Annotated in this window: 15 protein-coding genes, 1 tRNA gene and 1 pseudogene; 8 read left to right on the top strand and 9 right to left on the bottom strand. The window is 68.9% G+C overall.

The window, feature by feature from the left end; all coding sequences use genetic code 11:
• Nucleotides 1-16: 16 nt before the first annotated feature.
• Nucleotides 17-403, top strand: a pseudogene (locus tag ABFO07_RS15045) (MlrC C-terminal domain-containing protein); the annotation flags it as partial.
• Nucleotides 404-581: 178 nt separating this feature from the next.
• Here ABFO07_RS15045 and ABFO07_RS15040 read toward each other — a convergent pair.
• Nucleotides 582-656: transfer RNA gene (locus ABFO07_RS15040), tRNA-Gly, on the bottom strand.
• Between the two features lie 337 nt (nucleotides 657-993).
• Between ABFO07_RS15040 and ABFO07_RS15035 the strand changes: the two genes are divergently transcribed.
• The gene (locus tag ABFO07_RS15035) at nucleotides 994-1,338 is read left to right on the top strand and encodes a cupin domain-containing protein (RefSeq protein WP_047900015.1); all 345 of its coding nucleotides are present in this window, start codon (nucleotides 994-996) and stop codon (nucleotides 1,336-1,338) included.
• A 323-nt stretch (nucleotides 1,339-1,661) separates the two neighbouring features.
• Here ABFO07_RS15035 and ABFO07_RS15030 read toward each other — a convergent pair whose 3' ends face one another.
• Entirely contained in the window at nucleotides 1,662-1,868 is a 207-nt protein-coding gene (locus ABFO07_RS15030; RefSeq protein WP_230942621.1) for a LysE family transporter, read from the bottom strand.
• 108 nt (nucleotides 1,869-1,976) lie between these two features.
• Nucleotides 1,977-2,732, bottom strand: coding sequence for a DeoR/GlpR family DNA-binding transcription regulator (locus ABFO07_RS15025; RefSeq protein WP_196484717.1), 756 nt, complete (start codon nucleotides 2,730-2,732; stop codon nucleotides 1,977-1,979).
• Nucleotides 2,733-2,811: 79 nt separating this feature from the next.
• Here ABFO07_RS15025 and ABFO07_RS15020 point away from each other — a divergent pair, with 79 nt between their 5' ends.
• From ABFO07_RS15020 to ABFO07_RS15010, 3 genes are all read left to right on the top strand, one after another.
• On the top strand, nucleotides 2,812-3,414 hold the full coding sequence (locus ABFO07_RS15020) for an NUDIX domain-containing protein (protein WP_059802344.1): 603 nt from the start codon (nucleotides 2,812-2,814) through the stop codon (nucleotides 3,412-3,414).
• A complete protein-coding gene (locus ABFO07_RS15015) occupies nucleotides 3,411-3,803 on the top strand; it encodes a hypothetical protein (RefSeq protein ID WP_060016610.1) in 393 nt (130 codons plus the stop codon). The genes ABFO07_RS15020 and ABFO07_RS15015 overlap by 4 nt, the downstream gene beginning before the upstream one ends.
• A gap of 93 nt (nucleotides 3,804-3,896) precedes the next feature.
• Complete coding sequence (locus tag ABFO07_RS15010; protein WP_124516417.1) at nucleotides 3,897-4,757, top strand: SIR2 family NAD-dependent protein deacylase; 861 nt, start codon at nucleotides 3,897-3,899, stop codon at nucleotides 4,755-4,757.
• A 37-nt stretch (nucleotides 4,758-4,794) separates the two neighbouring features.
• Here the strand turns inward: ABFO07_RS15010 and ABFO07_RS15005 are convergent, their stop codons facing one another.
• Together ABFO07_RS15005 and ABFO07_RS15000 are read right to left on the bottom strand one after the other, a co-directional pair.
• A complete protein-coding gene (locus ABFO07_RS15005; protein ID WP_347467777.1) occupies nucleotides 4,795-6,006 on the bottom strand; it encodes a S53 family peptidase in 1,212 nt (403 codons plus the stop codon).
• 140 nt (nucleotides 6,007-6,146) lie between these two features.
• Entirely contained in the window at nucleotides 6,147-6,356 is a 210-nt protein-coding gene (locus tag ABFO07_RS15000) for a hypothetical protein (protein ID WP_155635960.1), read from the bottom strand.
• A gap of 25 nt (nucleotides 6,357-6,381) precedes the next feature.
• On the opposite strand from ABFO07_RS15000, the gene crcB reads away from it, so the two are divergent.
• Together crcB and ABFO07_RS14990 are read left to right on the top strand one after the other, a co-directional pair.
• Complete coding sequence (crcB, locus tag ABFO07_RS14995) at nucleotides 6,382-6,768, top strand: fluoride efflux transporter CrcB (RefSeq protein ID WP_059891578.1); 387 nt, start codon at nucleotides 6,382-6,384, stop codon at nucleotides 6,766-6,768.
• Nucleotides 6,769-6,829: 61 nt separating this feature from the next.
• Nucleotides 6,830-7,177 (top strand): DUF190 domain-containing protein, encoded by a 348-nt coding sequence (locus ABFO07_RS14990; protein WP_059565506.1) that lies wholly within the window; start codon nucleotides 6,830-6,832, stop codon nucleotides 7,175-7,177.
• Between the two features lie 4 nt (nucleotides 7,178-7,181).
• On the opposite strand, the gene ABFO07_RS14985 is transcribed toward ABFO07_RS14990, so the two are convergent.
• Together ABFO07_RS14985 and ABFO07_RS14980 are read right to left on the bottom strand one after the other, a co-directional pair.
• Nucleotides 7,182-7,745: a YggT family protein gene (locus ABFO07_RS14985; protein ID WP_059960898.1), complete on the bottom strand. Its 564-nt coding sequence runs from the start codon at nucleotides 7,743-7,745 to the stop codon at nucleotides 7,182-7,184.
• A 76-nt stretch (nucleotides 7,746-7,821) separates the two neighbouring features.
• Nucleotides 7,822-8,751 carry a Rossmann-like and DUF2520 domain-containing protein gene (locus ABFO07_RS14980; protein WP_059993274.1) on the bottom strand — a complete coding sequence of 310 codons (930 nt, stop codon included), beginning with the start codon at nucleotides 8,749-8,751 and terminating at the stop codon, nucleotides 7,822-7,824.
• A gap of 443 nt (nucleotides 8,752-9,194) precedes the next feature.
• Here ABFO07_RS14980 and ABFO07_RS14975 point away from each other — a divergent pair, with 443 nt between their 5' ends.
• On the top strand, nucleotides 9,195-9,494 hold the full coding sequence (locus ABFO07_RS14975; RefSeq protein WP_059565399.1) for a hypothetical protein: 300 nt from the start codon (nucleotides 9,195-9,197) through the stop codon (nucleotides 9,492-9,494).
• A 97-nt stretch (nucleotides 9,495-9,591) separates the two neighbouring features.
• Here the strand turns inward: ABFO07_RS14975 and ABFO07_RS14970 are convergent, their stop codons facing one another.
• Nucleotides 9,592-10,263: a LysE family translocator gene (locus tag ABFO07_RS14970; RefSeq protein WP_059884956.1), complete on the bottom strand. Its 672-nt coding sequence runs from the start codon at nucleotides 10,261-10,263 to the stop codon at nucleotides 9,592-9,594.
• Between the two features lie 45 nt (nucleotides 10,264-10,308).
• Nucleotides 10,309-11,865 (bottom strand): UbiD family decarboxylase, encoded by a 1,557-nt coding sequence (locus tag ABFO07_RS14965; RefSeq protein WP_347467773.1) that lies wholly within the window; start codon nucleotides 11,863-11,865, stop codon nucleotides 10,309-10,311.
• Between the last annotated feature and the right edge of the window lie 15 nt (nucleotides 11,866-11,880).

Below are 11,880 nucleotides of genomic sequence, written 5' to 3'. Positions count from 1 at the left end.
CCGCCGCGTTGTCGCGGGTGTGCGGCGCGAGCCGTTTCGTGCGACGGGCGTGGTGCGGGCGATCACCGACGGCGAATAGGTGATCACGGGGCCGACCTATACGGGCCAGCGCGCGTACATGGGGCGGACGGCCGTGCTTGATATCGGCAGGGCGGTACTCGTCGTCACGGAGCGCACGCAGGAGCCTTGGGATCTGGGTGTGTTCGAGCGCGCGGGTGTCGATCCGCGGCGCGCGCGGTTCCTGCTGCTGAAGTCACGGATGTATTGCCGGCCCGTGTTCGTGCCGATCGCGGCGGCGCTGGTCGAATGCGACAACCGGGGCGCGACGAGTTCCGATTACGCGCTGTTTCGGTATGCGCGGCTCGTGCGGGCTGTTTATCCGCTCGATGAGGTGGATTGGTAGGTGAGGTGTGACTTGGGCGGAGCGGGGTTCGCTCGCGTATCACGCCGGATATCGGGGAGTCGTGCGCAAGAAACGCGTGTCGCGCCGACTTTCTCGGGCAACCGGGGAGATGATCAGAAGGGGAGCGGCCGCATCGGGCCAATCGGCGGAGCCTTATGAAACAAGGCTGGAGATGTCCTGGAGCGGGCGATGGGAATCGAACCCACGTCATCAGCTTGGGAAGCTGAGGTAATGGCCATTATACGACGCCCGCAGAACGGGTGATTGTACAGGGGGGCGGGTGGGGATGGCAAGCGGGCGGTTTGGGGCGGTGGCGGCGAAACTGGCATGGCTGGATCGTGGCGCGGTGGCGTCGCCGAGAATGGTCGTCGACGATCGGCCAGGAACGATCCGCCAACGCAATTCGCTCGATTGGTTGAATCCGCGAATAGCTGGGGCTATTCCGCCCGAGCCAGGTGCAACGAGCTGGCAGCGCGCTTGCAGGCGAGCCTGCTGTCGAAAATAGACGAGTCGGTGTCGGAAGCATACAAGCCCCGGTAACGCTTCCGAATTAACGTGACGGACCACTTACCCGATCGTTTGGAGCTGACATGTCTGATTTCATCACCGTTTTGCGCGAAACCTGCCCGACGCCGGTCCTCGACGCGACCAAGTGGAAGCGCATCGGCGGCGATCCGCACACCGTGAACCTCAACGCTTACGTCTCCAAGGACGGCAGCAAGATCATGGGCACCTGGATCTGCACCCCGGGCAAGTTCGAGGTGAACTACGAGAAATGGGAGTTCTGCCACTTCCTCGACGGCTACTGCATCATCACGCCGGAAGGCGAGGAGTCGGTGCACCTGAAGGCTGGCGACGTGTTCGTGATTGAACCCGGCATGAAAGGAACCTGGGAAGTGGTGGAGACGGTGCGCAAGTACTTCGTCTTCGCCTGAGCGGGCTTGTCGATTCGACCACGCATATCGTCGTCGTCCGAGTACCTTCCCGGTTCGCGGCCTCTGTCATCGCGGCCCTTGCATCTTGCAAGGGCCCATGCACATTAAAGGCAAGACGACGCCCGCGGAACGCGTACGCCGGGCGAACGCGGTTGCGGGGCGTACCCGGGCCTACGCCGTTGTTTCGTCCACAGGATTGCCGGGATAGTCGTCGCATGGCGACACTCGACATTCCATCGATTTCCCTCCGCTGACCGTCGAGCCGATTCGCGATCTGGCCGCCGCCGTTCGAGAAGACGGCGACTGAAGCGACGCAACCGATTTCAGCGCGCGTCGATCGCGAAACGAATCGCGAAGCCGATCATCATCACCGCGACGAACAGGTCGAGCACGCGCCACGCGAGCGTGCGCGAGAGCCACGCGCGGCACGCACGCGCCCCATAGGCCAGCATCACGAACCACGCGAGCGACGCGGCCATCGCGCCGGCCGCGAACGGTGCGCGCGCCTGCGGCGCATGGCTCGCGATCACGGTGCCGAGCAGCAGTACCGTGTCGATTCATGTTTACGGATTGAGCAGCGACACCGCGGCGGTGACCAGCGTTTCGCGGCGAACAGGCGCTTGAAGCAGGCGCTGCCCCTACGCCCGCACGACCGTCACGCCCGCCGCCTCGATCGGCTTCGTCAGCGCCGCATCGGTCGCCTCCTCGACGACGACCGTCTGCGCGAGCGCGATCTCGCCGATCACGAACGGCGACGCCGCGTTGAGCTTCGACGACGACGCGAGCACGACCGTCTCCGCCGCGCGCGCGGCCAGCGCGCGCTTGATCGCGGCCTCCTCGAAATTGCCGGTGGTCAGCCCGGCCGTCGGATGCACGCCCGTCACCCCCATGAAGTAGAGGTCCGCATGCACGCGCGCGATCGCCTCCATCGCCGCCGCGCCAACCGTCACGATCGAGTGCTTGAACAGCTGCCCGCCGATCAGGATCACGTCGATCGACGGATGCTCTACGAGCGCGACGGCGACGCTCGGGCTGTGCGTGACGACCGTCGCCGACAGGTCGGCCGGCAACTGGCTCACCAGCAGCGCCGACGTCGTGCCGCCGTCGACGATCACGACCTGCCCCGGCGCGATCATCCCGGCGGCCCGCCGCGCGATGCGGCGCTTGGCGGCCGATTCGAGATCCTGGCGCTGCGCGAACGGCGCGGTGGCCGGCGAAGCGGGCAGCGCGCCGCCGTGCACCCGCTGCAGCAGGCCTTCGGCGGCCAGCTCGCGCAGGTCGCGCCGGATCGTGTCCTCCGATACGCCGAAGGTCGCGCTCAGTTCACCGGCCAGCACCTGGCCGTCGCGCCGGAGCGTGTCGAGGATGGCTTTCTTGCGTTGCGTCGTCAGCATGGCTTTGCACGAATATTCTTGATATTGCACGAATTTGCACGTTACCATCGGCGCCGTCATCTGTCGAATGGAGGCTGTCATGGTCGTAACCACGCAGGAGCGGGTACGCATCGTCGATACCGTCGTGCTGTCCGACGACTGGTATGTGCTGAAGAAGATCACGTTCGATTACCGCCGCCGCGACGGCACCTGGCAGCGGCTCAGCCGCGAGACCTACGATCGCGGCAATGGCGCGACGATCCTGCTGCGCAATCCCGCGACCGGCACCGTGCTGCTGACGCGCCAGTTCCGGATGCCGGCGTTCGTGAACGGGCACGACGGGATGCTGCTGGAGGCGGCCGCCGGCCTGCTCGACGACGCGACGCCGGAAGACCGGATCCGCGCCGAAGCCGAGGAGGAGACGGGGTACCGCGTGCGCAACGTGCGCAAGGTGTTCGAGGCCTACATGAGCCCGGGCTCGGTCACGGAGAAGCTGCACTTCTTCGTCGGCGAATACGACGCGTCCTTGCGTACCGGCGACGGCGGCGGCCTGGCGGACGAGGGCGAGGATCTGGAGGTCGTCGAGATGCCGCTCGACGCGGCATTGCGGGCGATCGAGCGCGGCGAGATCGTCGACGGCAAGACGATCATGCTGCTGCAGTACGCCGCGTTGCACGCGCACGCGGGAGGGCAGGCCGCATGACGCCGCAACTGATCCTGGTGGCGGGCCCATACCGCAGCGGCACCGACGGCGACCCCGCGCGCATCGCCGCGAACCTCGCGCGGCTCGAGCAGGCGGCGCTGGCCGTCTATCGGCGCGGGCACGTGCCGATGATCGCCGAATGGGTGTCGCTGCCGCTCGCCACGATGGCCGGGTCGCAGCAGGCCGGCGACGCGATCAGCGAGACGTTCCTCTATCCGGCCGCGCACCGGCTGCTGCACCGCTGCGACGCGGTGCTGCGGATCGACGGCGAATCGCGCGGCGCGGATGCCGATGTCGCACTGGCGCGCAGTCTCGGCAAGCCGGTCTATCGCGCGCTCGACGACGTGCCGGCCGCGACGCCGGAAACGCGCGGCGACGGCGGCCCGTGACGTCCCGGCGGACGGAGTCGTCATGCGGGGCGCGTCGGCGTATGATCGCGACGGCGAAAACCACGCCGCCCCGCACCTCACCACCGAACCCTCATGCCGCCCCTCGATCCTGCCGCCGACGGCGAATTGCCGCTGCCTGACTCCCTGATCGACGCCGCCGTCGCCGCGCTGTCCCGCGCCGACGCGCTGCTCGTCACGGCCGGCGCCGGTATCGGCGTCGATTCCGGCCTGCCGGATTTCCGCGGCACGGACGGCTTCTGGCGAGCGTACCCCGCGTTGCGTCACGAGCGCTTCGAATTCCACGAGATCGCGTCGCCGCAGGCGTTCCGCGCGCGGCCGCAGCTCGCCTGGGGCTTCTACGGCCATCGCCTCGGGCTGTACCGGTCGACCGTGCCGCACGACGGCTTCGCGATCCTGCGCCGCTGGATCGACGCGATGCCGAACGGCGGCTTCGTGCTGACGAGCAACGTCGACGGGCAGTTCCAGAAGGCCGGCTTCGATCCGGCGCGGATCGTCGAGATCCACGGCTCGATCCACCGGATGCAGTGCCTGCGCCCGTGCTCGGAGCACACGTGGTCGGCGGACCCGTTCACGCCGGAGGTCGACGCGGCGGCCTGCCGCCTGGTCGGCGAGATGCCGGCCTGCCCGCACTGCGGCGGCCTCGCGCGGCCGAACATCCTGATGTTCGGCGACGCCGGATGGATCGGCGCGCGCTACGACGCGCAGGAGCGCGCGCTGGAAGACTGGCTCGCCGGCGCCGGGCGCGTGGCGGTGGTCGAAGTGGGGGCCGGCACGGCGATCCCGACCGTGCGGCTGATCAGCGAACGGCTCGGCGCCGACGTGATCCGCATCAACGCGCGCGAGGCGCATGCGCGCCGCGCGGACGTGATCGGCCTGAAGGGCGGCGCGCGCGCGACGCTGCGCGCGCTCGACCGCGCGTGGCGCGGCGGCTGAGCGCCGCGCCACGGGCCGACCGGCGTCGGACGCTCGGCTACGGCCGGGCGACGAGCGCCTGCACGAGCGATGGCGCGAGCGGCGAACCGAGGCCCGTCACGTAGTCGTAGCCGCCCGCGGCGCTGCAGACGCCGCCGCAGTTGCCGTTGGTGCCGGTCGTCACGTCGTGATAGTCGCTGCCGTAGGCGGTTTTCCCGAGCGCATAGAGTGCGTCGTAGGTGCCGCTCAGCCGGCTCTTGCCGGCCGCCGCGCGCAGCGAGTTCGCGATCGCGACGAGCGCCGCCCATTGCGGCGCGCCCGCGCTCGTGCCGCCGACCTGGAACCAGCCCGCCTGCCCCTGATAGGTGACCGAGTCGTACACCGCGAACCCGCTGGACGGATTCGCGTCGTAGCTCACGTCCGGCACGCCGCGCTTGCCGGCCACCGGAACGGGCCACGCCGTTTGACCGGCGGGCTCGGCCTCGACGGTGCTCACGCCGCCGCCGCTGCCGCTCCACGCCGCCTCGCCGACGTAGTTGCCGTACGCATCGGTGGTCAGCGTGGTGCCGCCCACCGCCACCACGTACGGCGACGCCGCCGGGTATTCGGTGCCGGTGCCGCTGTCGCCGGACGACGCGACGAAGGTGACGCCCGGCACGCTGAAGTGGCTGTCGAAACCGGTCTCGCTGCTGAACTCGTTGCCGCCGAAACTCATCGACACGACGGACGCGCCGCGCTTCACCGCGACGTCGACCGCGGCCATCAGGTCGTTGAAGCTGGCCGACGCAGCCTCGACGAGGATGATCCGCGCCTTCGGCGCGATCGCATGCACCCACTCGACGTCGAGCGCCATTTCGAGCGACCAGCCCGCGTCGGTCCTGGGCCGGACGCCGCGCGCGTACACCTTGGTGAAGCAGCCGTTCGCCGTGGTGCAGGCCGGCAGCGAGAACGCGTTGCTGAACACGCCGAGATCGGCTTCGATCTTCGGGTCGTCGTAAGCGTCGACGATCGCGACGACCATCCCGTCGCCCTGGTTGGCGATCGCGTCGAACCCGTACGCATGCCGCGCGAGCGCGGGCGTGAGGCCGGACACCGCGGCCGTGCTCGCGCGCTGCTTCGTATGGAACGGCGGGCGGGCGAACCCCTTCGGCGCGCGATTGCCTTCGACGTAGGACGGCGGCCCGTTGCCCTCGGCGAGCGCGACGCTCGACGCGAGCAACGACGCGCACAGTGCCGGAATCAACATGGACGACAGGCGGATATTCTTCATTTTTCGAGTCTCCATGCCGATGGAGTGAGTGGGTCGAAACAAGTCTACGAAATTGGCAAAGTCAATTGCATGAAATATCGGTGGAATTCGGGAAAGTCTGATGAGGGAAAATACGTGGAGCGCCTATGAGACGGGCGTTTTCAGGATTGACGCGCGATCGTGGAAAACCGTTTTCGTGATTTTAAGAAGGCTGACGGATAATCGGTCAATTTCGAATTGATTTGTAATGTCCAGCGTAATGCGCCGGAAAATATCCGTGACGCCGGACGTGCGTGAATCATGAATCGCTTCATGAAATTGCCGGCGCGGCGCGATTCCGCATACAGTTCAGCGTGGGCCGCATCGGCCACGCCGCATCGTCACCGAGGAGTTCCCTTGTTCCAATCGATCGTCGCGATCTTCGTCGGCGCCGGGCTCGGCGCGCTGCTGCGCTGGTTCCTGAGCCTCGCGCTCAACGCGTTCCTGCCCGAGGTGCCGCTCGGCACGCTCGCCGCGAACCTGATCGGCGGCTACGTGATCGGCATCGCCGTGGTGGTGTTCGCGACGCGCGCCGGGCTGCCGCCCGAGTGGCGGCTGTTCGTGATCACCGGCTTTCTCGGCGGGCTCACGACGTTCTCGACCTTCTCGGCCGAGGTGATGACGCATGCGCTGCAGGGCGAGTTCGGATGGGCGTTCGCGGTGGCTGCCCTACACTTGATGGGATCGTTCACGTTGACGGCCCTCGGCATGTGGACCGCCCGTGCGTGGCTCGCCGCGGCCTAGCGCCGGCGCAAGCCCGTTATTGGCGCGAACAGGCCCCAGGCGGCCGGCGTCGGAGGTGGCGATGGACAGGATCTTCTTGCGCTTCTATGTGCACGAGCAGCACCGGCTGCACTGGAAGCCGCTCTGGGAATGGCTGCTCGAGGAAGGCCGGCGCATGGGCGTCGCGGGCGGGTCCGCGTTTCGCGCGATGGCGGGCTTCGGCGCGCACCGGGTGCTGCACGAGGACCGCTTCTTCGAATTGCAGGGGTCGCTGACGATCGAGGTCGAGTTCGTCGTCACCGACGACGAGGCGCGGCGGCTGCTCGAGCGGCTCGGCCAGGAAAAGGTGCGCGTGTGCTACGCGATGATTCCGGCGCGCTTCGGCGTGATCGACACGCTCGGCGCGCCGGCGGAGCAGGCTGGCGGTTAGATGCCTAGATGCCGAACAGCGTGAGCGACACGGCGGCGCGCGTCACGATCATCAGCAGCACCTGCACGATCACGAACAGCAGGATCGGCGACAGGTCGACGCCGCCGAGGTTCGGGATCACGCGGCGCAGCGGGTTGAGGAACGGCGCGGTGAGCTGGTAGAGGATCGGCATTGCCGGCGAGCGCGGGTTCAGCCACGACAGCAGCGCCATCAGGATCGTCATCCAGATCACCAGGTTGAGCGCCCACTTCAAGACGGTCAGCAGCGCGACGATCACGATCGTCGGCACCAGCGAGGTCGGATCGACGCCGGCCATCACGATCATCAGCACCACGTACACGAACGACGTCAGCACCGCGGCGACGACGCTCGCCCAGTCGATGCCGCGCACGCCGGCGATCACGCGGCGCAACGGCAGCACCAGCCAGTTGGTGGCCTGCAGCACGGCCTGCGTGACGGGGTTGTACGGCGGCACGCGGACGGCTTGCATCCAGACGCGCAGAATCAGCGCGGCGCCGAACAGCGTAAAGACGGTATTGAGCAGAAAACGGGCGATTTCGCCGAACATCGTTGGCATCCTTTTTTTACAGTCGAGTAGCGTGCGGCCGCCAACGCCGGATGGCGGCGCATCGGCCGACACCTTATCACGCCTCGTCGCGCGCGGGGGAGGGCGGCGCGGCGGTGCGCGCGAGTGACGCTTCGACGGCGTCGGCGAGCGCCGGCAGCGACGCGGGCGGCGCCGCGCGCTGCGCCGCGAGCGCGACCGCGCGGCGCGTCATCAGCGCATAGAGCGTCGCGTGATCGCCGCCGCGCGCCTCCAGCAGCGCGAGCTGGCGTTCGACGATGCCGGTGTCGCCGCGCGACACGGGCCCCGCGAGCGCGTTCGACAGCCCCTTGTCGCGCGCCGTCTCGATCGTGCCGGCCAGCATCGGCAGCAGCGCGCGCAGCGCGGCGTCCTCGTCGAAGCCGAGCGTGCGCCACAGGTCCACCGCTTCCGCGAGTCCGCACAGGGCGAAGCTCGCCGCATAGTGCGCGGCCGCGTGGTACAGCATCCGGCCGCCGGCCGGGATCGACAGCGGATGGCAGCCGAGCGCGGCCGCGAGGCGCGCGAGCACCGCGTGCAGCGCGCCGTCGGCCTCGATCGTCACCGAGCAGCCGTCGATGCGGGTCAGGTCGGCGTCGCCGCCGCCGAACAGGTAGAGCGGATGGAACCCGCCCGTCGCCGCGCCTTGCCGTTTCGCGGGATCCAGCAGGTCGACGCTCGACGCGCCGCTGCAATGCACGAGCGCCTGGCCGGCCGCGCGCGACGCGTCGAACCGCAGCAGCGCGGCGCTCGCCGCGAGATGGTCGTCGGGCACGGTCAGGAAGATCAGGTCGGCCGCATCGACGACGTCCTGCGGCGACGCGAGCGCGCGGCAGCCGTCGATGCGCGCGGCGAGCGCCGCGGCCGACGCCGGCGTGCGGCTCGCGACCGCGACGACGGGAAAGCCGGCCTGCGCGAAACGCTGCGCGACGCAGCGCGCGAGGCGGCCGGCGCCGATGAAGCCGAGACGGGGCATGGCGGGAACGGTCATGGCAGTGGACGAAGCGAAAACGGGAAGCCGCCAGTATCGCAGGAACGGGGAGGTGGCCGCGGCAGACGGGCGGCGGCTTGAACGGTCGCGATCCGGCCCCGAGCAGCGCGCCGGCCGGCAGCGCCGCGACAGCTGTCGGCTTTTTGTCTCAAATTTGTAATCGTTCATTACGGCGGCCGGCACGCCCCGCGCGCGGCAATCGGTAAGGCTGACCTGACGACCCGTCGCCGACGGTCCGACCCGCGGATTCATGCGGTCCGCCGGGGCGCTCGGCGGGCGCGTGCGCCAGGCGGCGCGCGGCCGGCACGGGGGCGCGATTGCAATTTGCTACAAATGCAGACGACGGGCTCGAGTGCTTTTCGCTACATTGCATGCATGCGACGTGCACGCCCGCCGTTGCCGACAGGAGCGCATAAAATGATCGCTCCAGCAGGAGAATCGAAGTGAAAAAGCTCATTCCGTTCATCGCCGCCGCCGCGCTGGGCCTGGGTGCCGCAAGCGCCGCGCAGGCTCACGTGTCGATCGGGGTCGGCATCGGGATTCCGGTCGCGCCCGCGTATCCGGTCTATGCGGCGCCGCCGCCCGTGTATTACGCACCGCCGCCGCCTGTCGTCTATGCCCCGCCGCCGGTCTACTATCCGCCGCCGGCCGTGGTGGTCGGTGGATACGGTGGCTATGGCGGCTATTATGGCCGTCCGTACTGGCGCCACCATGGCTACGGCCACGGCTACTGGCGCCGCTGATTGACGCCCGCGCGGCTCGTCCGCGCGTGGCAAACGGCGCAGCGTCCCTCGCGGGAGGCTGCGCCGTTTTCTATTGGGGCGGCCGTTCGCTGCGCGTTCAGACCGCGTGTGCGATCAGGTCGCGATAGCCGCCGACGATCACGCTGTACGAGAAATACGCGAACAGCAGCGCCGACGCGACGTGGCACGCGCGCATCAGCCCCGCGCCCGCGCGCTTGCGGCCCTGGCTCGCGAGCGTGCACATGAACAGCGTCCACGCGAGGCCGCCGAGGAAGAAGCCGGACAGAAATACCGACGCGGTGGCAGGCGTGGTCGCGCCGGCTTTCGCGATCAGCGCGCCGCCGACCGCCGCGAACCACAGGATCGCGCTCGGCGACGACATCGCGAGCAGCATCCCGCGCATGAAGCTGCGCCGCGCGCTCGCGCGCGGAGGGAGTGCGCCATCCGCGGCGGCGTGGTCCGGCGCGTTGCCGGGCGCCAGCGCTTCGCGCGCCATCTTCCACGTCAGGAACAGCAGCACCGCGCCGCCGCCGATCCAGACCACCCAGCGCACCGCTTCGAACTGCAGCAGCACGGCCATCCCCGCGAGCGCGAGCGCCGCGTATACGAGATCGCCGACGCACGAGCCGATGCCGAGCCAGAAGCCCGGCCGGAAGCCGTGCGACAGCGTGAGCGACAGCATCGCGACATTCACGAGGCCGATGTCGAGGCACAGCGACAGCGACAGGAAGAACCCGTCGGACAGCATCGAGGCAGGGGGGAAGCTCATCGTCGGTCTTGTCTGGGCGCCCGGCGGGCCGGGCGCCGGTTCGCGTTACAGGCCGAGGTCCGGCCAGATCCGGTCGACGCGCGCCTTCACGGCGGCGTCCATCTCGATCGGGCGGCCCCATTCGCGACTGGTCTCGCCGGGCCACTTGTTGGTCGCGTCGAGCCCCATCTTCGAGCCGAGCCCCGCGACCGGCGACGCGAAATCCAGGTAGTCGATCGGCGTGTTGTCGACCATCACGGTGTCGCGCACCGGATCGACGCGCGTCGTGATCGCCCAGATCACTTCCTTCCAGTCGCGGATATTCACGTCCTCGTCGACGACGACGATGAACTTCGTATACATGAACTGCCGCAGGAAGCTCCAGACGCCGAACATCACGCGCTTCGCGTGGCCCGCGTAGCTCTTCTTCATCTGGACGATCGCCATCCGGTAGCTGCAGCCCTCGGGCGGCAGGTAGAAGTCGGTGATTTCGGAGAACTGCTTCTGCAGCAGCGGCACGAACACCTCGTTCAGCGCGACGCCGAGCACCGCGGGCTCGTCGGGCGGCTTGCCCGTGTAGGTCGAGTGGTAGATCGCGTCGCGGCGCATCGTGATGCGCTCGACCGTGAACACGGGGAACCACTCCTGCTCGTTGTAATAGCCAGTGTGGTCGCCATAAGGACCTTCGAGCGCGTGCTCGTACGCGGCGCTCGCGCCGTTTGCCGGGCGCGGCGGCGCGCCGGCGGGGGCGGGCGCAGGCGCGCCTTCCTGCGGGTAGATGAAGCCCTCGAGCACGATCTCCGCGCGCGCCGGCACCTGCAGCGTGTCGACGCCGGGCGTCAGGCACTTCGCGAGCTCGGTGCGGCTGCCGCGCAGGAGGCCGGCGAACTGGTACTCGGACAGCGAATCGGGCACCGGCGTCACCGCGCCGAGCGTGGTGGCCGGATCGGCGCCGAGCACGACGGCGACCGGATACGGCTTGCCGGGGTTGCGCAGCGCGAACTCGCGGAAGTCGAGCGCGCCGCCGCGGTGCGCGAGCCAGCGCATGATCAGCTTGTTGCGGCCGATCAGCTGCTGGCGGTAGATGCCGAGGTTCTGGCGCGGCTTGTTCGGCCCGCGCGTGACCGTCAGGCCCCAGGTGATCAGCGGGCCCGCGTCGCCCGGCCAGCAGGTCTGGATCGGCAGCTTGCCGAGGTCGACGTCGTTGCCTTCCCAGACGATTTCCTGGCACGGCGGCGACGACACCGTCTTCGGCGCCATGTCCCACAGCGCCTTCGCGAGCGACAGCAGCTTGCCGGCGTCCTTCAGGCTGCGCGGCGGATCGGGTTCCTTCATTGCGGACAGCAGGCGCCCGAGATCGCGCAGCGAGTCGAGCGCGGCCTCGTCGCCGGCATCGACGCCCATGCCGAGCGCGACGCGCCGCGGCGTGCCGAACAGGTTGCCGAGCACCGGGAAGTCGCTGCCGGGCGGCGCATTGAACAGCAGCGCGGGGCCGCCGGCGCGCAGCACGCGGTCGCACAGTTCGGTCATCTCGAGCACCGGCGACACGGGCTGCGTGACGCGCCGCAGCTCGCCGAGCGCCTCGAGGCGCTGGATGAAATCGCGTAAGTCTTTGTATTTCATGAATAAGGTCCGGGC

The sequence above is a fragment of the Burkholderia stagnalis genome, from assembly GCF_039848545.1.
GTDB lineage: Bacteria > Pseudomonadota > Gammaproteobacteria > Burkholderiales > Burkholderiaceae > Burkholderia > Burkholderia stagnalis.
The sequence above is the reverse complement of the archived record's forward strand: the minus strand, read 5'-3'. Positions and strand labels throughout refer to the sequence as shown.

Bases quoted from the DNA above. Each gene is read 5' to 3' on its own strand.
- ABFO07_RS15035 (WP_047900015.1), top strand. From the start codon at position 994: ATGTCTGATTTCATCACCGTTTTGCGCGAAACCTGCCCGACGCCGGTC.
- ABFO07_RS15025 (WP_196484717.1), bottom strand. From the start codon at position 2,732: ATGCTGACGACGCAACGCAAGAAAGCCATCCTCGACACGCTCCGGCGC.
- ABFO07_RS15020 (WP_059802344.1), top strand. From the start codon at position 2,812: ATGGTCGTAACCACGCAGGAGCGGGTACGCATCGTCGATACCGTCGTG.
- ABFO07_RS15015 (WP_060016610.1), top strand. From the start codon at position 3,411: ATGACGCCGCAACTGATCCTGGTGGCGGGCCCATACCGCAGCGGCACC.
- ABFO07_RS15010 (WP_124516417.1), top strand. From the start codon at position 3,897: ATGCCGCCCCTCGATCCTGCCGCCGACGGCGAATTGCCGCTGCCTGAC.
- ABFO07_RS15005 (WP_347467777.1), bottom strand. From the start codon at position 6,006: ATGAAGAATATCCGCCTGTCGTCCATGTTGATTCCGGCACTGTGCGCG.
- ABFO07_RS14990 (WP_059565506.1), top strand. From the start codon at position 6,830: ATGGACAGGATCTTCTTGCGCTTCTATGTGCACGAGCAGCACCGGCTG.
- ABFO07_RS14985 (WP_059960898.1), bottom strand. From the start codon at position 7,745: ATGTTCGGCGAAATCGCCCGTTTTCTGCTCAATACCGTCTTTACGCTG.
- ABFO07_RS14980 (WP_059993274.1), bottom strand. From the start codon at position 8,751: ATGACCGTTCCCGCCATGCCCCGTCTCGGCTTCATCGGCGCCGGCCGC.
- ABFO07_RS14970 (WP_059884956.1), bottom strand. From the start codon at position 10,263: ATGAGCTTCCCCCCTGCCTCGATGCTGTCCGACGGGTTCTTCCTGTCG.
- ABFO07_RS14965 (WP_347467773.1), bottom strand. From the start codon at position 11,865: ATGAAATACAAAGACTTACGCGATTTCATCCAGCGCCTCGAGGCGCTC.